Consider the following 24,715-nt stretch of genomic DNA (forward strand, 5'->3'; position numbering starts at 1 on the left):
ATTTCACTTTGTAAGGTTATTGGCTGGGAGCCAGATCTGATTTGTTAAATTTCAATAAAAGCAGTTACTTGGTAACTATTATTTAACAATTGTGGATAACTAGCCGGGTATCAGTGGCGCTGACAGTTCACCAGATTAAGCAGATGCTGGTCAGTCTGCGTCATACACAACCCGGCACGCTTCGCGCTGCGCACCTCATCCAGAATGGTTTTCAGCAATAGCCCATCCTGCTGCTGTTCTTTTCTCATATCACGCAAGAAATCGAGTGTGGTGTCATCATTCAGCGCTTTGGCTTCTCCGGCGAGCGTTTTCAGCATGTTACAACGCTGCTCGTACTCGTCGAGGGTTTTCTGGAATATCTCTTCCAGCGATGAACAGGCGTCATCGGAGTTCACACGCGCTTTGACAATCGGGTTAGCCCCGGCCTGTTTCATATAGTCAAAGACCCGCATCATGTGGGTGATATTGCATTGCGCCTGGGTGCGCAGAAAGGTGGCGGTTCCGTTGAGGCTGTGCTCTGAACACCAGTCGCTCAACTGCAAATAGAGATTGGAGGCATTGAACTCAAGGTTCATCTGGGTGTTGAGTTTCTGAATCATTCCTGAAGTTGTCATTATAATATCCTTATTCAGAGGATGGATGATTAACAACAGAATAAAGCCGTTCTGTACCGTCGTTATGTGACCCACTTTTCATTTCCCGTCATGCAATTAGGAATAATGCCCGTAATTTGTAAAAAGAATGAACTGTGATCCACGCACAGGTTTGACGGATGACTTCTTGTAAAATGAAACGATGTTTTATCTATTTCATTTGTGAGGATCAAAATGGCCAGAGTGGCGGTATTGTTGGCACCAGGATTTGAAGAAGCGGAAGCAATTATCACGATTGATATCTTGCGCCGTATGCATATTGACGTCGAAACGCTGGCCTGCGCGGAGTCGCGCGCGGTGGTGAGTTATCACAACATCCCGATGGTGGCAGACAGCACGCTCACCGAGCGCGCCGATACGCTGTACGACGCAGTGGTACTGCCGGGCGGGCCGCAGGGCAGCGTCAATCTGGCTGCCAGCCAGGAAGTGGTTCGTTTTGTTAAGGCACATGACGACGCGGGCAAATTGATCTGCCCAATCTGCTCTGCCGCGGCGCGCGTGCTGGGCGGCAACGGCCTGCTGAAAGGGCGTCGCTATGTCTGCTCAGGCGATTTATGGGAAACGGTCAACGACGGGGAATACGTCGATGCGCCGGTGGTAGAGGATCAGAATCTCCTCAGCGGCAAAGGCCTCGGCCATGCGTTTGATTTTGCCCTGACCCTGGCCGCCCGTTTACTGGGGGACGAAGCACCGGTTCGCGATCACGCGGATCATATTTACTACGCCTGGTAAATTCTTACGCGGACGCTACGGCGTCCGTATTACAGGGACGTCTTAGCTGACCTTATGGATAATTCTGCTTAATCCCCTCCAATTTGTCCGACAATATCTGCCTTTTTTATGTCATTTATCGCTGAATATATGTACGCAATTACTGTAATTCTGCGGTGTGATGCCGCTCTCTTATGGATGATTAATTTCCCGCTAAAACTATCTCCAGCACCATCACTTATTCAAGGGTGAGCGCTAATACCTTGTTTTACGTCCGATAAAATAAAAAGCACGACACTATACCCTACATAAAAGAATGCTAATGCTGGAGTTAACCATGCACAAATTTACTAAAACGCTGGCGGCCATCGGCCTGGCTGCCGTTATGTCACAATCCGCTATGGCAGAGAATTTAAAGCTCGGTTTTCTGGTGAAACAGCCTGAAGAACCCTGGTTCCAGACTGAGTGGAAATTTGCGGATAAAGCCGGGAAAGATCTCGGCTTTGATGTCATCAAAATTGCCGTACCCGATGGTGAAAAAACACTGAACGCCATCGACAGCCTGGCGGCCAGCGGCGCGAAAGGTTTTGTCATTTGTACGCCAGATCCGAAACTCGGTTCGGCCATTGTGGCAAAAGCGCGGGGTTACGGCATGAAGGTGATTGCGGTTGACGATCAGTTCGTCAACGCCAAAGGCAAACCGATGGATACCGTTCCGCTGGTGATGATGGCGGCCACCAAAATCGGTGAGCGTCAGGGCCAGGAACTCTATAAAGAGATGCAAAAACGCGGCTGGGACGTGAAAGAGACTGCCGTTATGGCGATCACCGCAGATGAACTCGATACCGCGCGTCGCCGCACGTCCGGTTCGATGGACGCGCTGAAAGCGGCCGGGTTCCCGGAAAAACAGATCTATAAAGTCCCGACGAAATCGAACGATATTCCAGGCGCCTTCGACGCCGCAAACTCCATGCTGGTGCAGCACCCTGAAGTTAAACACTGGCTGGTGGTCGGCATGAACGACAACACCGTGCTGGGCGGCGTGCGCGCGACAGAAGGTCAGGGCTTTAAAGCCGCGGATGTCATCGGCGTCGGCATTAACGGCGTGGATGCGGTGAGCGAGCTGTCTAAAGCGCAGGCGACCGGCTTCTACGGCTCGCTGCTGCCAAGCCCGGATGTGCACGGCTATAAATCCAGTGAAATGCTCTACAACTGGGTGACGAAAGACGCTGAGCCTCCGAAATTCACCGAGGTGACGGACGTGGTGCTGATCACCCGCGACAACTTCAAAGAGGAACTGGCGAAAAAAGGGCTGGGCGGTAAGTAATTTGTTGTGATTGCGCCCCTCGATGCGGAGGGGCCAGACGTACACTACTCGAATCACGGAGACGTTATGCAACAGTCTGACCCGTATCTCTCTTTTCGCGGCATCGGGAAAATATTCCCCGGTGTAAACGCGCTGACCGATATCAGTTTCGACTGCTATCCCGGTCAGGTCCACGCCCTGATGGGGGAGAATGGCGCAGGGAAATCCACGCTGTTAAAAATCCTCAGCGGAAACTACGCCCCGACGACCGGCACGCTGGCGATTCGCGGCGAAGAGATGGTGTTTGCCGATACCACGGCGGCGCTGAATGCTGGCGTCGCTATCATTTATCAGGAGCTGCATCTGGTACCTGAAATGACGGTGGCGGAAAACATCTATCTGGGGCAACTGCCTCACAAGAGCGGGATCGTCAATCGCTCGCTCCTCAATTATGAAGCCGGACTGCAGCTGCAGCATCTCGGGCTGGATATCGATCCGCAAACGCCGCTGAAATATCTGTCGATTGGTCAGTGGCAGATGGTGGAAATTGCCAAGGCGCTCGCGCGCAACGCAAAAATTATCGCCTTTGATGAGCCGACAAGTTCGCTCTCGGCACGTGAGATCGACAACCTGTTCCGGGTGATCCGCGAGCTGCGCAAAGAAGGCCGCATCATTTTGTATGTTTCGCACCGTATGGAAGAGATTTTTGCCCTTAGCGACGCCATCACCGTGTTCAAAGATGGCCGCTACGTGCGCACCTTCACCGATATGCAGCAGGTCAATCATGACCAGCTGGTGCAGGCGATGGTCGGACGTGAGCTGGGGGATATCTATCACTGGCAGCCGCGAGAATACGCTGCCGAGCGTTTGCGTCTGGAGAGCGTCAAAGCGCCAGGCGTGCGTACGCCAATCTCCCTGTCGGTGCGCAGCGGCGAAATCGTCGGTCTGTTCGGGCTGGTGGGAGCAGGGCGCAGCGAGCTGATGAAAGGGCTGTTCGGCGGCACGCGAATCACCGCAGGCCAGGTGTATATCGACGGTCAGCCGGTGGATATTCAGAAACCGGCTCACGCGATCCGCGCAGGGATGATGCTCTGTCCGGAAGATCGTAAAGCCGACGGGATTATTCCGGTCCACTCTGTGCGCGACAACATTAACATTTCGGCACGCCGAAAATTCATTCGTGCCGGATGCCTGATCAACGACAGCTGGGAAAACATTAACGCCGATTACCATATTCGCTCCCTGAATATTAAAACCCCCGGTGCCGAACAGCTCATCATGAATCTCTCCGGCGGGAACCAGCAAAAGGCCATTCTGGGCCGCTGGCTGTCGGAAGAGATGAAAGTCATTTTGCTGGATGAACCGACGCGCGGCATCGACGTCGGGGCCAAGCACGAAATCTATAACGTCATCTATGAGCTGGCAAAACGCGGCGTGGCGGTGTTGTTCGCCTCCAGCGATCTGCCCGAAGTGTTGGGCGTTGCCGACCGCATCATCGTGATGCGCGAAGGGGATATCGCCGGTGAATTGCTACATGAACAGGCGAATGAACAACAGGCGTTGAGCCTCGCCATGCCTAAAGTCAGCCAGGCTGTCGCCTGAGCAAGGAGTGAATGATGTCCTCTGTAACTACCTCTCGCGCACCGAAATCGGCTTTTAGCCTGGGGCGCATCTGGGATCAATACGGGATGCTGGTGGTCTTTGCCGTCCTGTTCCTGGGCTGTGCGATTTTCGTGCCGAATTTCGCCAGCTTCGTCAACATGAAAGGGCTGGGGCTGGCGATCTCTATGTCCGGTATGGTCGCCTGCGGGATGCTGTTCTGTCTGGCGTCCGGCGATTTCGACCTCTCCGTTGCGTCGGTCATCGCCTGCGCAGGGGTGACGGCGGCGGTGGTGATCAACCTGACGGAAAGCCTGTGGATAGGGGTTTTTGCTGGGCTGATGCTGGGTGTGCTCAGCGGGCTGGTGAATGGTTTTGTCATTGCCCGCCTGAAGATCAACGCCCTGATCACCACGCTTGCCACCATGCAAATTGTTCGCGGCCTGGCCTATATTATCTCTGACGGGAAAGCGGTGGGGATTGAAGACGAGCGCTTCTTTACCCTCGGCTACGCCAACTGGCTGGGTCTGCCAGCGCCTATCTGGCTGACGGTGGGCTGTCTGATTATTTTTGGCTTCCTGCTCAACAGAACCACCTTTGGCCGCAATACGCTGGCGATCGGTGGGAATGAAGAGGCCGCGCGCCTGGCCGGGGTCCCGGTGGTGCGTACTAAGATTATTATCTTTGTGCTCTCCGGTCTGGTGTCGGCGGCGGCGGGGATTATTCTGGCTTCGCGTATGACCAGCGGCCAGCCGATGACCTCGATTGGCTATGAGCTGATTGTGATTTCTGCCTGCGTATTGGGTGGGGTTTCGCTAAAAGGCGGCATCGGAAAAATCTCATATGTGGTGGCCGGTATCCTTATCCTCGGCACCGTTGAGAACGCCATGAACCTGCTGAATATTTCCCCCTTCTCGCAGTACGTCGTACGTGGCCTAATCCTGCTGGCAGCAGTGATCTTCGACCGTTACAAGCAAAAGGCGAAGCGCACCGTTTGAGCAAAATCTGGCCCAACTTTTAAGTCTAGTCCTACCTCCCTGCCGCCTGCCAGCAATGCTGGCAGGCGGTTTGCTAAATGGCGAGCAGCGTCACACTGTCTATACTTACATGGCTACTGAGATGTTAAATGTCTGACATCTCGAAAACCGTAAGGAGGATAAGGGTGGCAGACTCGTTAAACGTACCGCCTGCACTGACCGGAGAATTCGCATTCTTTTTCGATCTCGACGGGACTCTCGCCGACATCAAACCGCACCCCGATCAGGTGGTGATACCTGCCGATATTCTCCGGGTGTTACATCAGCTCTCCAGCATCAATCATGGGGCACTGGCATTGATATCAGGGCGCTCAATGGCCGAGCTGGATCAGCTTGCCAGGCCTTACCGCTTTCCGCTTGCCGGTGTGCACGGAGCGGAGCGCCGCGACATCCATGGCAACGCGCATATCGTCTCTCTTCCCGATTCACTGATTCAGTCGCTCACGGTACAACTGACCGCGGCGCTAGAGCATCTGCCGGGAACGGAGCTGGAAGCGAAAGGGATGGCCTTTGCGCTGCACTATCGTCAGGGGCCGCAGCACGAAGCTGCCATCACGGCGCTGGCAACCTCCATCGTCGCGGCACACCCTCAGCTTGCACTGCAGCCGGGAAAATGTGTGGTGGAGATTAAACCAAGGGGCATTAATAAAGGGGAGGCGATCAAGGCCTTCATGACCGAGGCGCCTTTTGCGGGCAGAACGCCGGTGTTTATCGGCGACGACCTGACGGACGAAAGCGGTTTTAGCGCCGTCAATCAGGCCGGAGGGGTATCAATTAAAGTCGGACAGGGTGAAACCTGCGCCGAATGGCGACTGGCGAATGTCGCCAGCGTCTGGCAATGGGTCACCGAAGTCGCTAACCAGCAACAAGAAGAAAAAATAGCGCATAACAACAGGAGAAAACATGATGGGTCGCTTAGTCGTAGTCTCTAACCGAATTGCGCCACCGGACGATAAAAAATCCAGCGCGGGTGGTCTGGCGGTAGGGATTTTGGGTGCCTTAAAAACAGCTGGCGGTTTGTGGTTTGGCTGGAGCGGTGACGTCGGGAATGAAGACCAGCCGCTAAAAAAGGTGACACGGGGCAACATCACGTGGGCATCGTTTAATCTGGGTGAGAAGGACTACGAAGAGTATTACTCGCAGTTCTCGAATGCCGTGCTGTGGCCGGCGTTTCACTATCGTCTGGACCTGGTTAAATTCGAGCGCGATTCGTGGGAAGGGTACACACGTGTCAATGCGCTGCTGGCGGATAAACTGCTGCCGTTAATCGAGGAAGACGATATTTTGTGGATCCACGATTATCACCTGATTCCGTTCGCCAGCGAGCTGCGCAAACGTGGGGTGAATAACCGGATCGGCTTCTTCCTGCACATCCCGTTCCCGACGCCGGAGATTTTCACCGCGTTGCCGCCGCATGAAGAGCTGCTGGAAGGGCTGTGCGATTACGATCTGCTTGGCTTCCAGACGGAAAACGACCGCGTGGCGTTTCTCGATAGCGTCTCCGGTAAAACGCGCGTGACCACCCGCAGCGGCAAGTCTCATACCGCGTGGGGCAAGACTTTCGAGACCGAAGTCTATCCTATCGGTATTGAACCTGATGAAATCGCCGCTGACGCCTCTGGCCCGCTGCCGCCGAAACTGGCACAGCTCAAAAGCGAGCTGAAAAACGTCAAAAACATCTTCTCCGTGGAGCGTCTGGATTACTCGAAAGGGCTGCCGGAACGCTTCCAGGCTTATGAGAGACTGCTGGAAAAATTCCCGCAGCATCACGGTAAAATCCGCTATACGCAGATTGCCCCGACCTCACGTGGTGAGGTGCAGGCCTATCAGGATATCCGGCATCAGCTGGAAACTGAGGCCGGGCGCATCAACGGTCGCTACGGGCAGCTGGGCTGGACACCGCTTTATTATCTCAACCAGCATTTTGAGCGCAAAATTCTGATGAAGGTATTCCGCTATGCGGAAGTGGGGCTGGTAACGCCTCTGCGCGACGGGATGAACCTGGTGGCAAAAGAGTATGTCGCCGCGCAGGACCCGAAAGACCCTGGCGTGCTGGTGCTTTCACAGTTTGCGGGGGCAGCGAACGAGCTGACTTCGGCGCTGATCGTCAATCCCTACGACAGCGATGATGTGGCAAATGCCCTCGACAGGGCGCTGACCATGCCGCTGACTGAGCGTATCTCGCGCCATGCGGAGATGATGAAAGTGATTCGCGAGAACGATATTAATCACTGGCAGGAGCATTTTATTCGCGATCTTGAGCGGATCACTCCCCGTAGCCGGGAGAGCAATCTGCAAAAAAAGGTCGCAACCTTCCCTAAACTGGCTTAACGAGTCCCCCCTCGGCGGCATCAGTTGCCGAGGGGAACCAGCAGCACGTCCACCTGACTTGAGCTGACAATCGCTTTGGCGGAGCAGGCGGCGCGTGAGAAGAAGCTGTGGTTATGGTTACCGCAGATCACCAAATCGGCCTGCTCTTTGCGGCAAATATCCAGAATATGTTCGCTCAGTTCGCCGGTGGCGATAAAGGTCCGCGCAATAGGATACTGGGCTTTATCCTCCAGCTCCTGCAAAAACTGCTGCGTCTCTTCCTGCAACAGCCCACGAATATCTTCCAGCATCGGTGCCGCCAGCTGGTTATACATTTCCGGCTCGGCCGCCAGCGTAACCAGACTAATCCGCGCATTGAGCGGGCGGGCGATAGAGACCGCTCGCGCCAGCAGCTGATGGCTTTCCGGGGTAACAGCAACGCATACCAGAATGTGTGAGTAACTCATCGCTCACTCCTTTGATGTCCAGAGACAGAGGATTCATCACCATTAGCGCGATTCGTACCGCTTCGCAAGAGGGCAATACGACATTGGTGTGACGTTTATCATAATTATTCATTAATTATTCTTATAAAACGAATAGTGTCATAACCGAGCTTATCAACGTAATAGCGTTACTTAACCAAAACATCCCCCTTTTAATATTGAACCCGTCATCAGATATCCGCCGTTTTTGACCAGCAAGTTATCGTCACGAACAGAAATTTGTTACATTTTTTAATTTTATAACTTCATGATTTTAAATGAAATTAATGATGTGTTACTGACTATGGCTTAATATGTTAAGCAAAAGATCATTAAGGATAATGCTCTCTGGCGAGGAGTAAGCTGGTCGGATAAGCCACTGCATGAGTATTCGTCCATTCAGAATAGAAAAGAGCCTCATTTGGCTAAAAATCAACCAACTTACAAGTCACGCTGATGGATTAATGCCTGCTTATCGCTTAATTTTTGTGACTTAGATCACATTTTTTTTAAAATTTGGGCGGGGCTGCATTGTATGTGGGAAAACGGACGAGTAGAGTTGCCTCGAATTAGGAAAAATCTTAGTTATTTGTAAGTAATGATAAGACGCAATGGTCAGGGATCACCATTTAAAAACCGCGCGTTTTATCCAGTTTAACCTTAATTCGACTATGCATTTTCGCCTTTTCTTTTTTTTTACCGGGGTTTTCTCGGCGACATCACGGGGTGCGGTCTTACCGCATAAAAAATTATAGTTGGTTATTCTGGATGGGAAAAATGCATACATCCGAGATGCTTAAACACGTCTATGACATCAATTTGTCATACTTATTACTTGCACAGCGTTTGATTAGTCAGGACAAACCGTCCGCCATGTTCCGCCTGGGTATCAGCGAAGAAATGGCAACAACGCTCGGTGGATTAACTCTCCCTCAGATGGTCAAACTGGCGGAAACCAATCAGCTGGTATGTCAGTTCCGCTTCGACAGTCATCAGACCATTACGCGTCTGACTCAGGATTCACGCGTTGACGATCTGCAACAGATCCACACCGGGATTTTGCTTTCAACCCGCCTTCTCACCGAAATCAGCCAGCCTGACGACGTGGCCCGCAAGAAAAGGGCTTAATGATGAGCGAAAAAAGCATTGTTCAGGAAGCTCGCGACATTCAGTTGGCAATGGAACTGATCACGTTGGGTGCTCGCTTACAAATGCTGGAAAGCGAGACTCAGCTGAGCCGCGGTCGACTTATCAAACTGTATAAAGAATTACGCGGTAGCCCGCCTCCGAAAGGGATGCTGCCCTTTTCCACGGACTGGTTTATGACCTGGGAGCAAAACATCCACGCATCGATGTTTTGCAATGCCTGGCAGTTTCTCTTAAAGACGGGCTTGTGCAGTGGCGTGGATGCTGTCATCAAAGCCTATAAACTCTACCTTGAACAATGTCCGCAGCCGGAAGAGGGGCCACTTTTGGCGCTGACCCGCGCATGGACGCTGGTGCGCTTCGTTGAGAGTGGATTGCTGCAATTGTCGCGCTGTAACTGCTGCGACGGCAACTTTATCACCCATGCTCATCAGCCAGTTGGTAGCTTCGCCTGCAGTTTATGCCAGCCGCCTTCCCGTGCGGTAAAAAGACGTAAACTTTCCCCGGAAGCTGCCGATATTAATCCACAACTGCTGGATGAACAGATCGAACAAGCTGTTTAACCCGAACGTGTGGGAAAGATTCCAGCAGCGGTAAGAAATTACCGCTGCTTTTTTTTACCCCGCATTCCGGTAACGCCTTCGAACTCAACATCCTGTCATGGTCTCTAGCGGAAGGATGATGTCGTGCTTATCTTATTAGGTTACCTGGTTGTTATCGGTACAGTTTTCGGCGGTTATATGATGACCGGCGGGCACCTGGGAGCACTCTATCAACCGGCTGAACTGATTATTATCGGCGGCGCAGGGGTAGGTGCTTTTATCGTTGGCAACAACGGTAAATCGATTAAAGGAACGCTCAAAGCGCTCCCATTACTGTTTCGTCGTTCAAAATACACCAAAAGCATGTATATGGACCTGCTGGCGCTGCTCTATCGTCTGATGGCAAAGTCGCGTCAACAGGGCATGTTCTCGTTGGAACGTGATATTGAGAACCCGAAAGAGAGCGAAATTTTCGCCAGTTATCCACGTATTCTCGCTGACGCGATGATGCTGGATTTTATCGTCGATTATCTTCGACTCATCATCAGCGGCAACATGAACACCTTCGAGATTGAAGCGCTGATGGACGAAGAGATCGAAACTCACGAAAGCGAGTCCGAAGTGCCGGCTAACGCCCTGGCGCTGGTGGGGGATTCACTGCCGGCATTCGGTATCGTCGCGGCGGTGATGGGCGTGGTACACGCACTGGCCTCCGCCGACCGTCCGGCCGCAGAGCTGGGGGCACTGATTGCCCACGCAATGGTTGGGACATTCCTCGGTATTCTTCTCGCCTACGGTTTTATCTCGCCGCTGGCAAGCGTGCTACGCCAGAAGAGTGCAGAAACCACCAAGATGATGCAGTGCGTGAAGATCACCCTGCTGTCAAACCTGAACGGCTACGCACCGCCAATCGCGGTGGAATTCGGGCGTAAAACCCTGTACTCCAGCGAGCGTCCATCGTTTGTCGAGCTTGAAGAACACGTCCGCGCTGTGAAGAACCCTAACCAACAGACGACGACTGAGGACGCATGAAAAATCAGTCCCATCCCATCGTCATAGTTAAAAAGCGCAAACACAAAGGCCATGGGGGCGGTTCCCATGGCTCGTGGAAAATCGCTTACGCGGACTTTATGACCGCAATGATGGCGTTTTTCCTGGTGATGTGGCTGATTTCCATCTCCAGCCCGAAAGAGCTGATTCAGATCGCGGAGTATTTCAGAACACCGCTGGCGACGGCGGTGACGGGTGGGCAGCGAATCGCGAACAGCGACAGCCCAATCCCTGGCGGGGGTGATGATTACACCCAGCAAAAGGGTGAAGTGAAGAAAGAGCCGAATATCGACGAGCTGAAAAAGCGCATGGAGCAGGCGCGGTTGAAAAAACTGCGTGGCGACCTCGACCAGCTCATCGAGGCTGATCCGAAACTGCGCGCGCTGCGTCCACATTTGAAAATCGATCTGGTGCAGGAAGGGTTACGCATCCAGATTATTGATAGCCAGAACCGCCCAATGTTCAAAACCGGCAGCGCGGACGTTGAGCCTTACATGCGCGATATTTTGCGCGGTATTGCGCCGGTGCTGAACGGTATTCCGAACCGCATCAGTCTCTCTGGTCATACGGATGATTTCCCGTATGCCAACGGCGAAAAGGGATACAGCAACTGGGAGCTTTCTGCCGATCGTGCCAACGCCTCGCGTCGCGAGCTGGTGGTGGGTGGGCTTGATGAAGGCAAAGTCCTGCGCGTCGTCGGAATGGCCGCCACCATGCGGGTGACCGATCGCGGCCCGGACGATGCCATCAACCGTCGTATCAGTCTTTTAGTGCTCAATCAGCAGGCGGAGCAGACCATTCTGCACGAAAACGCCGAAAGCCAGAATGAGTCACTGGATGATTTAAAACAGCCAGGGGCAGTGCCTTCGGCTGCCGTTCCAACATCGCCACCAGCCAATCCGAGGTGATAGCGTGAGCATGGATATTAGCGATTTTTACCAGACGTTTTTTGATGAAGCCGACGAGTTGTTGGCGGACATGGAGCAGCATCTGCTGGATTTAGTGCCTGAGGCACCGGATTCAGAACAGCTCAATGCCATTTTCCGTGCGGCACATTCCATTAAAGGTGGCGCCGGAACATTTGGTTTTACCATTTTGCAGGAAACTACCCATTTAATGGAGAACCTGCTGGATGAAGCTCGTCGCGGTGAGATGCAGCTCAACACCGACATTATTAACCTGTTTTTGGAAACCAAAGATATTATGCAGGAACAGCTCGACGCCTATAAAAGCTCGCAAGAGCCAGATGCTGCAAGCTTTGAATACATCTGCAACGCTCTGCGCCAGTTAGCTCTGGAAGCGAAGGGCGAAGTCGCTGCACCTGCGGTCAGCGCGGCAAAATTAAGCGTGGTTGATGCACTGGCGTCAGAAGACGCGACCCCGCCTGCAGCCGAAGCAAAGCTGCGCGTGGTGCTCTCTCGTCTGAAAGAGAGTGAAGTGAATCTGCTGGAAGAAGAGCTGGGTAACCTGGCGACCCTGAGCAACATCGTTAAAGGCCCCGATAGCCTGGCAGCTACCATCGATGGCGGTATCGGTCAGGATGATATCGTCGCGGTGCTGTGCTTCGTGATTGAAGCCGACCAGATCACCTTTGAAACTGAAACAGCGGCTGCAGAAGCCCCCGTTGAGGTCGCGGAAGTGGTGGCAGCGCCTGACGTGAGCGTGCCAGCGGTGGTTGCCCCGACGCCCGTGCTGAAAGCCGTTCCCGGCGAATCGGCTGCGCCTAACCGCGCTGAACGTGAAAAACCGGCGGCCCGCAGCAGTGAATCCACCAGTATCCGCGTGGCGGTAGAGAAGGTTGATCAGCTGATTAACCTGGTGGGTGAACTGGTGATTACCCAGTCCATGCTGGCGCAACGTTCGAACGAACTGGACCCGGTCACCCACGGCGATCTGATTACCAGCATGGGTCAGTTACAACGTAACGCCCGCGATCTGCAGGAATCGGTGATGTCCATCCGTATGATGCCGATGGAGTACGTCTTCAGCCGCTTCCCGCGTCTGGTCCGCGACCTGGCCAGCAAGCTGAACAAACAGATTGAACTGACCCAACTGGGGAGTTCAACCGAGCTGGATAAGAGCCTGATTGAGCGCATTATCGATCCGTTAACGCACCTGGTGCGTAACAGCCTCGATCACGGCATTGAATCCCCGGAAAACCGTATTGCGGCAGGGAAATCCCCGGTCGGTAACCTGATTCTGTCCGCAGAACATCAGGGCGGCAACATCTGCATTGAAGTCACCGATGACGGCGCAGGCCTGAACCGCGAGCGCATTCTGGCGAAAGCTCTTTCGCAGGGCATGCAGGTGAATGAGAACATGACCGATGAAGAAGTCGGCATGCTGATCTTCGCCCCGGGCTTCTCGACTGCCGAGCAGGTGACTGATGTGTCGGGCCGTGGCGTGGGTATGGACGTGGTGAAGCGTAACATCCAGGAGATGGGCGGCCACGTTGAGATCAAGTCTAAGCAAGGTTCAGGCACCACTATCCGTATCTTGCTGCCACTGACGCTGGCAATCCTCGACGGGATGTCCGTGAAGGTCGCCGACGAAGTATTTATTCTTCCGCTGAATGCGGTGATGGAATCCCTGCAGCCGCGTGATGAAGATCTGCATCCGCTGGCCGGTGGCGAGCGCGTGCTGGAAGTGCGTGGCGAGTATCTGCCACTGGTGGAACTGTGGAAAGTGTTTGAAGTCGACGGCGCGAAGACCGAAGCGACTCAGGGCATCGTGGTTATTCTGCAAAGCGCGGGGCGCCGCTATGCGCTGCTGGTCGATCAGCTGATTGGTCAGCACCAGGTGGTGGTCAAAAACCTCGAAAGCAACTACCGCAAAGTGCCTGGAATTTCAGCTGCCACCATCCTTGGCGATGGCAGCGTCGCACTGATCGTCGATGTGTCGGCGCTTCAGGGTTTAAATCGTGAACAACGTGTGGCGTACACAGCCGCCTGATTAGTTAAGAAGGTATAAACATGACCGGTATGAGTAATGTAACGAAACTGGCCGGCGAGCCATCAGGGCAGGAATTCCTGGTTTTCACTTTAGGCGATGAAGAGTACGGCATCGATATTCTTAAAGTGCAGGAGATTCGCGGCTACGATCAGGTGACTCGCATTGCCAACACACCTTCCTTTATCAAAGGTGTGACCAACCTGCGTGGCGTCATTGTCCCTATCGTCGATCTGCGCGTGAAGTTTAGCCAGGGTGACGTGGAGTATAACGACAACACTGTGGTAATCGTCCTGAACCTGGGCCAGCGCGTAGTGGGTATCGTGGTCGATGGCGTTTCTGACGTGCTGTCGCTGACCGCCGACCAGATCCGCCCGGCACCGGAATTCGCGGTGACCCTGTCTACCGAATACCTGACCGGTCTGGGCGCGCTGGGCGACCGTATGCTGATTCTGGTGAACATCGAGAAACTGCTGAACAGCGACGAGATGGCCCTGCTGGATATCGCGGCGAGTCACGTGGCGTGATGTGATGCCGGGGAGACCCGGCAGAGAATGGCATTAACAGAGAAAGCCGGGTGAGCGTCAACGCTACCCGGCTTTTTTACCTCTTACGCTTCCTGCTCAATGAGTTCCGGCTCTTCTTCCAGCAGCCCTTCGTTTTGCGCCAGCATCGCCGTTGCAATCCCGTTGCCCAGCACATTAATCGCTGAACGACCCATATCGAGGAAATGGTCGATCCCCATCAGCAGCAAGATCCCTGCGACAGGAATGTTGAAGCTTGGGATGGTCGCGGCTAATACCACCAGCGCGGAACGTGGGACGCCTGCGATACCCTTGGAGGCCAGCATCAGCGTCAGCATCAGAACGGTGACTTCGGCGAAACTCAGATGAATATTGTAAGCCTGCGCGATAAACATCGACGCAAAGGAGCAGTACACCATCGAGCCGACCAGGTTAAAGGAGTAACCAATCGGCAGAACGAAGGAGACGATATTGCGGGAACAGCCGAAGCGGGTGAGCTGCTCCAGGGTTTTCGGGTAGGCCGCTTCGGAACTGCTGGTGGTAAACGCGACCAGGACGGGATCTTTCAGCATGCTGACCAGGCGGAAAACCTCTTTTTTCAGCACCATGTATCCCACCGCCAGCAGCACCAGGCAGGTGAGCATAATCGCCACATAATATCCGCCGATAAAGGAAGCGTAGTTGAGCAAAATCCCCAGCCCCTGAGTAGCGATGACTGACGAGATGGCCGCGAAAATCGCCAGCGGCGCAACGTACATCACATAGCCCGTGACTTTCAGCATGATGTGAGACACCACATCCAGCGCAGCGACGAGTGGGGCATTGAACTTCTCGCCCAGAGACGCGCCGCCGATGCCAAAGAACATCGAGAAAACGACGATTTGCAGAATTTCATTATTCGCCATCGCCCCGACAATACTCGTCGGTATGGTGTGCGACAAAAAGCCCTTCAGTGACATCCCGCTCACTGCCAGCCCGGTGTCGACAGAACCGGCGGGGATCGTCAGGTTCAGGCCCGTACCCGGCTGTTCGAGAGTGACAATAAACAAGCCGACCAGAATCGACAGCACGGAGGAGCTGATAAACCACACCATCGCTTTACCGCCCACGCGGCCAATGGTGGAGGTTTCGCCAAGCTTCATGATGCCCACCGTCAGCGTACTAAACACCAGCGGCGCGATAACCATTTTGATCAGTCGGAGGAAAATATCGGTGAGGAGTGTGATGTTGTCTGCCCAGGTCGCGATCGCGTCGGCAGACGCGTACTCGTGAATGACTGCCCCTGAAAGAATACCCGCCAGCATGAAAATCACGATGAACAGCGTGAGTTTGTTTGCACTTGCCACGAAAAAAGACCCTCTGTTATGCGCTTAAGTTTCATCAGTGCGCTGAGTCATATAATTTTTTAATTTCAGCGCACAAATACATTCATCGCATAAATTGAAGTAAAGCGGATACAGATACAACTATTTTTTAAGTTTTATTGATTTTGTTATCTCTATGTGACCGATATATTGTGACCTAAATCACGGTATTATGAATATATCCTCCCGATGCCAACATTTAAACCTGCCAGGCAAGTAATAACTGTCTGTTTTATATGATAATAAAGTGTCAATACCGCAAAGGCATGAGGCGAAGCGGAGCAGGTGGTTGAACCCCGATCCATAAACTAAATTCACAATGAGTGCTCATTGGGAAGGTTAAGTGCTGCTAACGGATTGAGTACTCTCAATAAAATACGAAAAAACGAAGGGCACACTTCCTGGAGGGCTGTAAATGAAAAGTAAACTCCTTCTGATCTGTACGGGCGGCATGCTGGCGTTAGCGGCACATCAGGCGATAGCGGTGACCAGTAGCGGAACCATCGGCGCTACCCTGACGCTAACCAACGGTTGCCTGATCAACGGCTCTCCGACGCAAAACGGTATTAATTTCGGTAGCCTCGACTTCGGGACGCATCCCGCAACCTTCTCCACTCTGACTACCCAGCTTGCGGGGGCCAGCGGCGGGAATACCTTCACCATCCAGTGTACGACCGCCAGTTATACGGTGGCGATCACCGGAAACACTAACTCCACTGCGCCAGGCACAGTCGTCGGAACGCCGGGCACGCCCGCACGTTATCTGGTGAATACCGCCAACACCGCGCAGGGTGTGGCCTATAGCCTGTTTAGCGACAGCGGATTTAATAACATCATTGCCAACAACGCACCGCTCCCGGTGGCTTCCACCGCAGGCGGCGTCGACAGTTACACCCTGTATGGCCGCATCACCGGGGGCGGAAACAGCGTCACCGTGGTACCGGGAACCTATACGGACACCATTAACGTCAGTGTGACCTACTAGTTCAAGCGCCGGAAATGACCGAAGTCATCGCACGTCTGCGAAAAATCGCAGAGGGAAAACTGCGCCTTTTTTTTGCTCTCTGCGCCGGGTTAGTGACGGTGGGAACGGCGCACGCGGTCACCTCGCAGTCGTTTCAGGTGTCGGCGACGATAACGCCCGGCTGCTCGGTGACGACAGGCACCGGTGGGGTGCTCGGTACGCTCAACTTCGGTACGCGGTCGGGCGTCGCCACCGGGCAGGTCAGCACCAGTTTTGTGCCGAACGGATCCTTGTCGATCGCCTGCACACCGAATGTTGCGCTGAGTATGAGTATCGACGGGGGGCAACATTATTCATCCGTGCGCCGAATGCAGCGCGCCAGCGGCACGGAAATGGTGGCCTACCGGCTGTACAGCAGCAGTTCGCTGGCGGCAAACAGTGAGATCGGGGTCAATCAGGCGGTGCCGGTGACCTATACCAATAGCAACAATATTGCGCTGCCGCTGTTTGGTGTGGCGCTTTTGACAGGGTTTAGCCCTGCCGGAACCTATTCAGATCAACTCACCGTGACGTTGTCATGGTGAAACAGGGAGAAGGGCAATGAAGGCACCAATGATTCGCTATGCCGTACTGGGGATGTGGGCGATGCTGGCCATGATGTCGGGACGGGCCAATGCGGCGGCGACCATTTTGCTCTGGCCGATTGACCCCTGGCTTTCGGCCGACACCAAAGCCACCGAGCTGTGGATTCAGAATCAGGGGAACAGCGCCACCACCATGCAGGTGCGAATTATGCGCTGGAAACAGGAGAACGGATTTGAGCGCTACACCGCTCAGCAGGATGTGGTTGCCAGCCCGCCGATTGTGACCATTGACAAAGACGGCAAGCAGCTAATTCGCCTAATCAAACAGGGCAACGTTCCGATGGGCGTTGAGCAAGCCTACCGCATAATCGTCGATGAAATTCCCCAGCCCGCTGACAAATCTCAGCCTGAAATTGGCCTGAAAATCCAGATGCGCTACTCCATTCCGCTGTTCGTTTACGGACAAGGCATCCCAACAATAAAAGAGGGGGCGCATCACGCGCTGGCCGATACGCAAAATCTGAGCTGGAAGATTATTCAGGAAGGAGGAAAACCCGCGCTGCAGGTACGTAATCAGGGGGACGTTCACGTCCGTTTAAGCCAGGTGGTGCTGGATAAACGCACCATCGCTGACGGTCTGCTCGGCTATGTTCTCCCGGACAGCACCCGCAGCTGGCCGCTTCCGGCGGGCGTGCATCAGGCAAGCCAGATGAGTGCGCAAATTAATGCCGGGAATACGCAATGGCAGTCGGCGCCCGTCCACTGAAACCGGCGATGATTATCCTGCTTTGTGTCTCGACCAGCGCCTGGGCCGAATCTGGCGATGACAGTTTACCGCTCCCGCCAGATGCGCAGGCGATAAATAGCGAAGCAGTGTTTCAGCTCTCGGTGGTGATCAACCACTATGACACTGGACTGGTGGTCCCCGTCACGCAGCGCAACGGGACCTTTTTTATCTCCAGTGCGGATCTGCTGCGCGCGGGTTTACCGCCGGAGCAGGTGCCCAACGGTGAGGTTGATCTCTCCCGTCTCTCAAAGGTGCGCGTTGAATATGACAGCGCCGCCCAGCGCCTGCTGCTTAACGTCCCCCGCGACTGGATATCGGCCCGCGTTACCCCTTTTAGCGGGCAGCCGACCCAAAGCAAACCGCAGTACGGCAAAGGGGCGCTGCTCAATTACGATCTCTACACCAACCACACGGAGCATATTGGCGGCCAGGCGTCGCTCTGGCATGAGTTCCGCTATTTCAATGAAAACGGATCGCTCTCTTCAACGGGGTATACCCGCAAAAGTTTTGCCGGTGACACGGGCCAGCAGGAAGGGTACGTACGTTACGACACCACGGTGATGATCACCAACGAAGACGACGCCACAACCTGGACGGTCGGAGATGTGATCAGCGATGCCCTGAGCTGGAGCAGCAGCGTGCGCATGGGCGGGATCAGCTACGGACGCGACTTCTCCCTGCGCCCGGATCTCGTCACCTGGCCGCTGCCGGAGTTTTCCGGTGAAGCAGCGGTGCCGACCTCCGTGGATCTGTTTATCAACGGCTACCGCTCCGGCTCCACGCAGCTCCAGCCTGGCCCATTCACCCTGACCAATCTGCCCTACATCAATGGCGCAGGGGACGCCGTGCTGATCACCACCGATGCGCTCGGGCGTCAGGTCAGCACCACGATGCCGTTTTATGTCACCAGCGATCTGCTCAAACAGGGGCTGAGCGACGGGGCGGTGACGCTTGGCAGCCTGCGCCGCAACTACGGTATTGAGAATTTTGACTACGGCCCGGCGGCGGGCAGCGGCTCCTATCGCTACGGGTTAACCGACTGGCTGACGCTGGAAGGGCACGGCGAAGCCGCCGAGGAGCTGGCGCTGGGCGGTGCAGGAACCGTGGTGAAACTCGGGCGCTACGGCGTGGTGAATTCTTCGTATACCCACAGCCGGATGCGCGGAGACGATGGCGGGCAGATCAACTGGGGCTATCAGTACAGTACCAGCGCGTTCAGCCTGGCGACGCAGCACTCCCGACGCGATCGCGGCTACGGCAACCTGGCGCTGTACGATCAGCCGACAATCTATGATGAAAACGATCAGCCGATCGCCAGCCTCAGTCGCAACACGGATCAATATTCCCTGACCTTTAATCTCGGGGAGTACGGCAATATCGGCGCGGCGTGGATTGGCGTCGAGAGTTTTGATAGCCAAAAAACTGAGCTGCTGAATCTGTCGTGGAGCCGCAACCTGTGGGGAAGCAGCAGTATCTATCTCGCCGCCAGCCGCGATCAACAGCGCGGCGACTGGACGGTGGCAATGTCCCTGCAAATTCCGATTGGCGAACGCGACAGCGCCGCCGTTACCCTCGAAAACACGCCAGATTCCGGCAGCACCCAGCGCATAAACTACAACCACTCGATGCCGTCCGACGGCGGGCTGAGCTGGAATATGGCGTGGGCCAATCAGTCAAAATCACGCAACTACCAGCAAGGGACGCTGGGCTGGCGCAACAACAATATTGAAGTGCAGGGCGGCGGTTACGGCGAACAGGACATGATGACCTGGTGGGGCGAGGCGATGGGGTCCATCGTGCTGATGGACAACGAGCTGTTTGCCGCCAACAAGATCAACGATGCCTTTGTGGTGATCAGCACCGATGGTCACCCGGACGTACCGGTCAATTATGAAAACCAGCCGGTCGGGAAAACCAACCGCAATGGCTATTTGCTGGTGAGTGGCGTGTCGGCCTACTACCCGGCGAGTTACAGCATCAATACCCTGAATCTGCCCGCCGATACGCGGCTTAAGGAGACGGAACGCCGGGTGGCGATTCGCCGTCATAGCGGTTTTCTGGTGGATTTCCCGATGGAGCAGGAGCGGGTGGCGAGCGTGATTTTGCACGATCCGCAGGGGCTGGCGATTCCGGTTGGCAGCCAGGTGCGGCGCGCCTCGCGCAGCACGGCGGTGGTCGGCTATGACGGTATCGCCTGGCTGGAAAATCTGACCGATGTGAACCCGCTGGAAGTGATTTTGCCGGAGGGGAAACGTTGCTACGCCACGCTGACGGTGGGCGCCAATCCGGAGCATAAACTGCAAACTTTCGGGCCGCTGACCTGCCGGGAGGCCCCGTGAAACGTCTGCTGATCGCCCTGGTGTTCCTGATGCTCTCGGGCGGAAGCTGGGCGGCCTGTACCGTCAGCACCGTCAACGCTTCGTTTGGCAGCGTGACTTCGTTTGCGCTCAGCGGAACGGGCGAAGTTGAAACCACCGGCACGCTGGTGGTGAGCTGCGATGCGATCCTGAATTTACTCACCAATGACTCGGTCACCCTGAACTACACGGCGGCGACCGTCTCGGCCAACAGCCGCGCGACAATGAAACGCACGGACAATGCGGCCATCACCGACGTCATCCCCACGCGGCTGTGCGGGCTGTCGGGCTGTTCCGGCAGCAGCGAAGTGCAGATCGCCAAAGCCTATACCTGGAGCGGCAGTACGCTGTTAAATCTGCTGGGTGCCAAGCAGTACAACATTCCGCTCTATTTTCGCACGGTGGCGGGGCAAAACGTGACGGCGGGGCCTTATCAGGTGGTGCTGACTTTCAGCATCAACTACAACGTCTGCTCCGTGGGGGCCGTGGGTTTATGCCTCACGCCACAAACCGGTACGGCGACGACCAGCATTACGCTGAACATGAACGTCACCAATAACTGTAGTGCGATGACCACGCCCAACGTCAACTTTAACAGCGCGCCGCTGGTGCAAAATTTCCCCACCGTCTCGCAGGCCATTGCTGTCACCTGCACCAAGGGCAGCGTCTATACCATCGGCATCAATAATGGGGCGAACGCCCTCAACGGCGTGCGGCGGATGGTGAGCGGCAGCAACTACATGAGCTACGACATCTATAAAGAGGCGACCACCAACCGCTGGGGAGGCAGCGGCACCGAGCGCTGGACCAGCGCCACCTCATCGCTGCTGAGCGCTGACGGGCTTTTGCGTACCTATAACTACACCGCCAAAGTGCTGACCAGCCAGACTACGCCCCCCGCCGGAACCTATAACGACACGTTGATCGTCGACGTCGCATTCTGAATTGACGCTTTTCCCTTTCGCAAATGTAAAGTTCCCTCAGCCTTTGCCGATAACACCGTTAATAAATCTTAGAGAAGGTGTTGTATGTTGAACCGTATCCGCGTTGTCACAATGCTGATGATGGTGCTGGTCATTTTCGCACTTCTTCAGCTTATTTCCGGTGGGCTGTTTTTCTCATCCTTAAAAAATAATCAGCAGAGCTTTGCTGTTTCGAACGATTTACGCCTCCAGCAAAGTGAACTGACGTCGACCTGGGATCTGATGCTGCAAACGCGCATCAACCTGAGCCGTTCTTCTGCGCGCATGATGATGGACCCGAACAACCAGCAAAGCAGCGCGAAAACGGATCTGTTGAAAAACGCCCGCGCCACCCTGGCTGACGCCGCAAAACATTACGACGCCTTCAAAAAGATTACGCCGCTGCCTTCGATGGTAGAGGTGAGCGAGAACATTGACGAAAAATACACCGCCTATGCGGCCGGGCTGACGGAGCTTATCCAGTTCCTTGAGAGCGGAAACATGGACGCCTATTTCGCCCAGCCGACGCAAGGGATGCAAAATGCCCTCGGTAAAGCGCTGGGGGAATACGCCTCGGCCAGCAGCGAGCAGTATCACACCGCCTTTAACGAAAGTAAGGACGACTACCGCTTTGCCAAATGGCAAATGGCGATCCTCGCGCTGGCGCTGGTGATCGTGCTGGTGGGTGTCTGGTACGGCATTCGCGCGATTCTGCTGAATCCGCTGGGCCGGGTGATTGGTCACATTCGTGAGATTGCCAGCGGCGATCTGACAAAAACGCTGGTGATCTCCGGTCGCAACGAAATCACCGAGCTGGCGAGCAGCGTGGATCACATGCAGCGCTCTCTGACCGATACGGTGACGAATGTGCGCCAGGGTTCGGATGCGATTTACACCGGTACCAGCGAAATCGCCATGGGCAACAACGATCTCTCCTCGCGTACTGAAGAGCAGGCCTCTGCGCTTGAAGAGACCGCCGCCAGCATGGAAGAGCTGACCGCTACCGTGAAGCAAAACGCCGATAACGCCCGTCAGGCGGCACATCTGGCTGAAAGCGCCTCTGAAACCGCCCAGCGCGGCGGCAAGGTGGTCGATGGTGTGGTGAAAACCATGCACGAAATTGCCGGTAGCTCGAAAAAAATCGCCGACATTATTAGCGTGATCGACGGAATTGCCTTCCAGACAAATATCCTGGCCCTCAACGCCGCTGTCGAAGCCGCACGAGCGGGCGAGCAGGGGCGCGGATTTGCGGTGGTGGCCGGTGAAGTGCGCAACCTGGCAAGCCGCAGTGCCAACGCGGCAAAAGAGATTAAATCCCTGATTGAAGATTCCGTGGCGCGCGTTGATACCGGCTCGGTGCTGGTGGAGAGCGCCGGGGAAACCATGACCGACATCGTCAACGCGGTCACGCGCGTCACTGACATCATGGCGGAGATCGCTTCGGCATCCGATGAGCAGAGCCGTGGGATTGACCAGGTGGCACTGGCGGTCTCGGAAATGGATCGTGTGACACAACAAAACGCCGCGCTGGTGCAGGAGTCCGCTGCGGCGGCCGCTGCACTGGAAGACCAGGCGAGCCGTCTGAAGATGGCCGTCTCGGCGTTTCGCCTTACCTCTACACCTCAAAATACGGTGGCGTCCAGGGCAGCACCTGCCGGGACCGCGCCTGCCGCAAGGGTGAAACACACTCGTGCGTCGGCAGCCGGACAAGAAGAAAACTGGGAAACATTTTGACTGATAGTTAACCGCGGCTGCTGGCCGCTTGATGGGAGCGTGGATGTTAAATCGTATTCGTATCTCGACCACACTGTTTTTGATTCTGATCCTTTGCGGTGTGTTGCAGGTTGGCAGTAATGGATTGTCTTTCTGGGCTTTTCGCGATGGCTATCAGAACTTACAGGAAGTTGAGACGAGTAATCAGCAGCGTTCCACGCTTGCACAAACGCGCGCAGTGCTTCTGCAGGCCAGTACTGCGCTGAACAAAGCGGGCACATTAACGGCATTGAGCTACCCGCCAGACGATATCAAGGCGCTGATGACCACCGCGCGGGACAGCCTCAAGCAGGCCGACGCGCAGTTTAAAGCCTTCAGCGCGCAGGAAGCGGTTAGCGATAAAGGGAAAGCGCTGAAAGCCGAAATGCAGAAAGGCTATGCCCAGTGGCACAGCGATCTGGAGCATCAGGCGACCTGGCTTGAGAACAACCAGTTGTCAGACTTTCTGACCGCGCCGGTGCAGGACTCGCAGGCCGTGTTTGATAAAGGTTTTAACGCCTGGCAGCAGGACATCAACCTGTTTGTCCAGCAGGCGAGCAGCGACAGCCAGGCCAGCTACCACATGTCGGGCGTGATTTTCGCCACCATGGTGATTCTGGCGGCCCTGTTGACCGGCGGGGCGTTGCTCTGGTCGCGCAAGATGATCGTATTGCCGCTGGCAATCATCAGCAGCCACTTTGACAGTATTGCAAAAGGCAACCTGGCGCGTCCGGTGGCGGTATTTGGAAAAAACGAAATTTCCGCCATTTTTGCCAGCCTGAAAGCGATGCAAGGCTCGCTGCGTGAAACGGTGACCGATGTGCGTCAGGGCAGTTACGCCATGCATACCGGGATTTCTGAAATCGCGGCCGGGAACAATGATTTGTCGTCGCGCACCGAACAGCAGGCGGCCTCTCTGGCGCAAACGGCGGCCAGCATGGAACAGTTAACGGCGACCGTCAGCCAGAACGCCGACAATGCCCGTCAGGCGTCGGACCTGGCAAAACAGGCTGCGCTGACGGCGAAGAAGGGGGGCGATCAGGCCTCTAACGTCGCCACCACGATGCAGCAAATCGCCACCAGTTCGCAGAAAATTGGCGACATTATCAGCGTGATTGACGGTATCGCGTTCCAGACGAACATTCTGGCGCTGAACGCCGCGGTCGAAGCGGCACGGGCCGGTGAGCAGGGGCGTGGATTTGCCGTCGTGGCGGGTGAGGTGCGTAATCTCGCCAGCCGCAGCGCCAACGCCGCGAAAGAGATTAAGGTGTTGATTGAAGAGTCCGTTTCCCGCGTACAGCAGGGATCGGAGCTGGTTGATACCGCCGCTCACACCATGACGGAGATTGTTACTTCCGTAACGCGTGTGAACGACATTATGGGCGAAATTGCTTCCGCCTCAGACGAACAACGTCGCGGCATTGAGCAGGTTGCTCAGGCTGTCACGCAGATGGATCAGGTAACGCAACAGAACGCTTCTCTTGTCGAAGAAGCGGCTGCCGCTACTGACCAGCTCGCCAGTCAGGCCGATCATTTGACCAGCCTGGTGGCAGTTTTTAACGTGAAAGAGCAAGTCGAAACAGTAGCAGAAGTCGGGCGGTCGCAGGCCGTGCCAGTTGTATCCTGAAAGTGA

The 24,715-nt window shown here is 55.1% G+C and carries 22 protein-coding genes; 19 read left to right on the forward strand and 3 right to left on the reverse strand.

Annotation, left to right across the window (positions count from 1 at the left end; genetic code table 11):
• Positions 1-110: 110 nt before the first annotated feature.
• Complete coding sequence (locus OVA10_RS10865; protein WP_268195908.1) at positions 111-614, reverse strand: non-heme ferritin-like protein; 504 nt, start codon at positions 612-614, stop codon at positions 111-113.
• Between the two features lie 213 nt (positions 615-827).
• Between OVA10_RS10865 and OVA10_RS10870 the strand changes: the two genes are divergently transcribed.
• The 6 genes from OVA10_RS10870 to otsA all read left to right on the forward strand — a co-directional run bounded on the left by OVA10_RS10870 (position 828) and on the right by otsA (position 7,637).
• Entirely contained in the window at positions 828-1,385 is a 558-nt protein-coding gene (locus tag OVA10_RS10870; RefSeq protein WP_107703344.1) for a DJ-1 family glyoxalase III, read from the forward strand.
• A gap of 316 nt (positions 1,386-1,701) precedes the next feature.
• Entirely contained in the window at positions 1,702-2,691 is a 990-nt protein-coding gene (gene araF / locus OVA10_RS10875) for an arabinose ABC transporter substrate-binding protein AraF (RefSeq protein ID WP_100780856.1), read from the forward strand.
• 66 nt (positions 2,692-2,757) lie between these two features.
• Positions 2,758-4,272, forward strand: a complete 1,515-nt coding sequence (gene araG, locus OVA10_RS10880; RefSeq protein ID WP_268195910.1) for an L-arabinose ABC transporter ATP-binding protein AraG — start codon at positions 2,758-2,760, stop codon at positions 4,270-4,272.
• Positions 4,273-4,283: 11 nt separating this feature from the next.
• Positions 4,284-5,267 carry an L-arabinose ABC transporter permease AraH gene (araH, locus tag OVA10_RS10885; RefSeq protein ID WP_181826512.1) on the forward strand — a complete coding sequence of 328 codons (984 nt, stop codon included), beginning with the start codon at positions 4,284-4,286 and terminating at the stop codon, positions 5,265-5,267.
• 164 nt (positions 5,268-5,431) lie between these two features.
• Positions 5,432-6,238: a trehalose-phosphatase gene (otsB, locus tag OVA10_RS10890; RefSeq protein WP_102104002.1), complete on the forward strand. Its 807-nt coding sequence runs from the start codon at positions 5,432-5,434 to the stop codon at positions 6,236-6,238.
• A complete protein-coding gene (gene otsA / locus OVA10_RS10895) occupies positions 6,213-7,637 on the forward strand; it encodes an alpha,alpha-trehalose-phosphate synthase (protein ID WP_102104142.1) in 1,425 nt (474 codons plus the stop codon). Before otsB ends, otsA begins: the two co-directional genes overlap by 26 nt.
• A gap of 20 nt (positions 7,638-7,657) precedes the next feature.
• Here otsA and uspC read toward each other — a convergent pair whose 3' ends face one another.
• On the reverse strand, positions 7,658-8,083 hold the full coding sequence (gene uspC, locus OVA10_RS10900; RefSeq protein WP_100779743.1) for a universal stress protein UspC: 426 nt from the start codon (positions 8,081-8,083) through the stop codon (positions 7,658-7,660).
• A 795-nt stretch (positions 8,084-8,878) separates the two neighbouring features.
• Between uspC and flhD the strand changes: the two genes are divergently transcribed.
• The 6 genes from flhD (at position 8,879) to cheW (ending at position 14,315) form a co-directional block, all read left to right on the forward strand.
• Positions 8,879-9,229, forward strand: coding sequence for a flagellar transcriptional regulator FlhD (gene flhD, locus OVA10_RS10905; RefSeq protein ID WP_181826511.1), 351 nt, complete (start codon positions 8,879-8,881; stop codon positions 9,227-9,229).
• A gap of 2 nt (positions 9,230-9,231) precedes the next feature.
• Positions 9,232-9,810 carry a flagellar transcriptional regulator FlhC gene (gene flhC / locus OVA10_RS10910; protein ID WP_100780858.1) on the forward strand — a complete coding sequence of 193 codons (579 nt, stop codon included), beginning with the start codon at positions 9,232-9,234 and terminating at the stop codon, positions 9,808-9,810.
• A 123-nt stretch (positions 9,811-9,933) separates the two neighbouring features.
• A complete protein-coding gene (motA, locus tag OVA10_RS10915) occupies positions 9,934-10,821 on the forward strand; it encodes a flagellar motor stator protein MotA (protein WP_100779745.1) in 888 nt (295 codons plus the stop codon).
• Complete coding sequence (motB, locus tag OVA10_RS10920) at positions 10,818-11,747, forward strand: flagellar motor protein MotB (protein WP_100779746.1); 930 nt, start codon at positions 10,818-10,820, stop codon at positions 11,745-11,747. Before motA ends, motB begins: the two co-directional genes overlap by 4 nt.
• Positions 11,748-11,751: 4 nt before the next feature.
• Positions 11,752-13,791, forward strand: coding sequence for a chemotaxis protein CheA (cheA, locus tag OVA10_RS10925; RefSeq protein WP_102104000.1), 2,040 nt, complete (start codon positions 11,752-11,754; stop codon positions 13,789-13,791).
• A 20-nt stretch (positions 13,792-13,811) separates the two neighbouring features.
• Positions 13,812-14,315 (forward strand): chemotaxis protein CheW, encoded by a 504-nt coding sequence (cheW, locus tag OVA10_RS10930; protein WP_095282421.1) that lies wholly within the window; start codon positions 13,812-13,814, stop codon positions 14,313-14,315.
• 83 nt (positions 14,316-14,398) lie between these two features.
• Here cheW and OVA10_RS10935 read toward each other — a convergent pair whose 3' ends face one another.
• Positions 14,399-15,658: a dicarboxylate/amino acid:cation symporter gene (locus OVA10_RS10935; RefSeq protein ID WP_100779748.1), complete on the reverse strand. Its 1,260-nt coding sequence runs from the start codon at positions 15,656-15,658 to the stop codon at positions 14,399-14,401.
• Positions 15,659-16,091: 433 nt separating this feature from the next.
• On the opposite strand from OVA10_RS10935, the gene OVA10_RS10940 reads away from it, so the two are divergent.
• From OVA10_RS10940 to tap, 7 genes are all read left to right on the forward strand, one after another.
• Positions 16,092-16,661, forward strand: coding sequence for a Csu type fimbrial protein (locus OVA10_RS10940; RefSeq protein WP_100779749.1), 570 nt, complete (start codon positions 16,092-16,094; stop codon positions 16,659-16,661).
• A gap of 14 nt (positions 16,662-16,675) precedes the next feature.
• On the forward strand, positions 16,676-17,224 hold the full coding sequence (locus tag OVA10_RS10945) for a Csu type fimbrial protein (protein WP_268195911.1): 549 nt from the start codon (positions 16,676-16,678) through the stop codon (positions 17,222-17,224).
• Positions 17,225-17,252: 28 nt separating this feature from the next.
• Positions 17,253-17,990, forward strand: a complete 738-nt coding sequence (locus OVA10_RS10950) for a fimbrial biogenesis chaperone (RefSeq protein ID WP_416079038.1) — start codon at positions 17,253-17,255, stop codon at positions 17,988-17,990.
• The gene (locus OVA10_RS10955) at positions 17,966-20,350 is read left to right on the forward strand and encodes a fimbria/pilus outer membrane usher protein (protein WP_268195913.1); all 2,385 of its coding nucleotides are present in this window, start codon (positions 17,966-17,968) and stop codon (positions 20,348-20,350) included. Before OVA10_RS10950 ends, OVA10_RS10955 begins: the two co-directional genes overlap by 25 nt.
• A 29-nt stretch (positions 20,351-20,379) precedes the next feature.
• A complete protein-coding gene (locus tag OVA10_RS10960; protein ID WP_228483588.1) occupies positions 20,380-21,312 on the forward strand; it encodes a Csu type fimbrial protein in 933 nt (310 codons plus the stop codon).
• Between the two features lie 84 nt (positions 21,313-21,396).
• Positions 21,397-23,064: a methyl-accepting chemotaxis protein II gene (gene tar / locus OVA10_RS10965; RefSeq protein WP_100779754.1), complete on the forward strand. Its 1,668-nt coding sequence runs from the start codon at positions 21,397-21,399 to the stop codon at positions 23,062-23,064.
• A gap of 43 nt (positions 23,065-23,107) precedes the next feature.
• Positions 23,108-24,709, forward strand: coding sequence for a methyl-accepting chemotaxis protein IV (gene tap / locus OVA10_RS10970; protein WP_268195914.1), 1,602 nt, complete (start codon positions 23,108-23,110; stop codon positions 24,707-24,709).
• Positions 24,710-24,715: the final 6 nt, after the last annotated feature.

This window comes from Lelliottia sp. SL45 (genome assembly GCF_026672535.1).
GTDB lineage: Bacteria > Pseudomonadota > Gammaproteobacteria > Enterobacterales > Enterobacteriaceae > Enterobacter > Enterobacter nimipressuralis.

What these genes read in the sequence shown, in the direction of transcription:
- OVA10_RS10870 (WP_107703344.1), top strand. Translation starts at nt 828, where the DNA reads ATGGCCAGAGTGGCGGTATTGTTGGCACCAGGATTTGAAGAAGCGGAA.
- flhC (WP_100780858.1), top strand. Translation starts at nt 9,232, where the DNA reads ATGAGCGAAAAAAGCATTGTTCAGGAAGCTCGCGACATTCAGTTGGCA.
- OVA10_RS10950 (WP_416079038.1), top strand. Translation starts at nt 17,253, where the DNA reads ATGATTCGCTATGCCGTACTGGGGATGTGGGCGATGCTGGCCATGATG.
- araG (WP_268195910.1), top strand. Translation starts at nt 2,758, where the DNA reads ATGCAACAGTCTGACCCGTATCTCTCTTTTCGCGGCATCGGGAAAATA.
- OVA10_RS10865 (WP_268195908.1), bottom strand. Translation starts at nt 614, where the DNA reads ATGACAACTTCAGGAATGATTCAGAAACTCAACACCCAGATGAACCTT.
- araF (WP_100780856.1), top strand. Translation starts at nt 1,702, where the DNA reads ATGCACAAATTTACTAAAACGCTGGCGGCCATCGGCCTGGCTGCCGTT.
- tar (WP_100779754.1), top strand. Translation starts at nt 21,397, where the DNA reads ATGTTGAACCGTATCCGCGTTGTCACAATGCTGATGATGGTGCTGGTC.
- OVA10_RS10960 (WP_228483588.1), top strand. Translation starts at nt 20,380, where the DNA reads ATGCTCTCGGGCGGAAGCTGGGCGGCCTGTACCGTCAGCACCGTCAAC.
- otsA (WP_102104142.1), top strand. Translation starts at nt 6,213, where the DNA reads ATGGGTCGCTTAGTCGTAGTCTCTAACCGAATTGCGCCACCGGACGAT.
- tap (WP_268195914.1), top strand. Translation starts at nt 23,108, where the DNA reads ATGTTAAATCGTATTCGTATCTCGACCACACTGTTTTTGATTCTGATC.
- cheW (WP_095282421.1), top strand. Translation starts at nt 13,812, where the DNA reads ATGACCGGTATGAGTAATGTAACGAAACTGGCCGGCGAGCCATCAGGG.
- uspC (WP_100779743.1), bottom strand. Translation starts at nt 8,083, where the DNA reads ATGAGTTACTCACACATTCTGGTATGCGTTGCTGTTACCCCGGAAAGC.
- motB (WP_100779746.1), top strand. Translation starts at nt 10,818, where the DNA reads ATGAAAAATCAGTCCCATCCCATCGTCATAGTTAAAAAGCGCAAACAC.
- flhD (WP_181826511.1), top strand. Translation starts at nt 8,879, where the DNA reads ATGCATACATCCGAGATGCTTAAACACGTCTATGACATCAATTTGTCA.
- OVA10_RS10945 (WP_268195911.1), top strand. Translation starts at nt 16,676, where the DNA reads ATGACCGAAGTCATCGCACGTCTGCGAAAAATCGCAGAGGGAAAACTG.
- OVA10_RS10940 (WP_100779749.1), top strand. Translation starts at nt 16,092, where the DNA reads ATGAAAAGTAAACTCCTTCTGATCTGTACGGGCGGCATGCTGGCGTTA.
- araH (WP_181826512.1), top strand. Translation starts at nt 4,284, where the DNA reads ATGATGTCCTCTGTAACTACCTCTCGCGCACCGAAATCGGCTTTTAGC.
- OVA10_RS10955 (WP_268195913.1), top strand. Translation starts at nt 17,966, where the DNA reads ATGGCAGTCGGCGCCCGTCCACTGAAACCGGCGATGATTATCCTGCTT.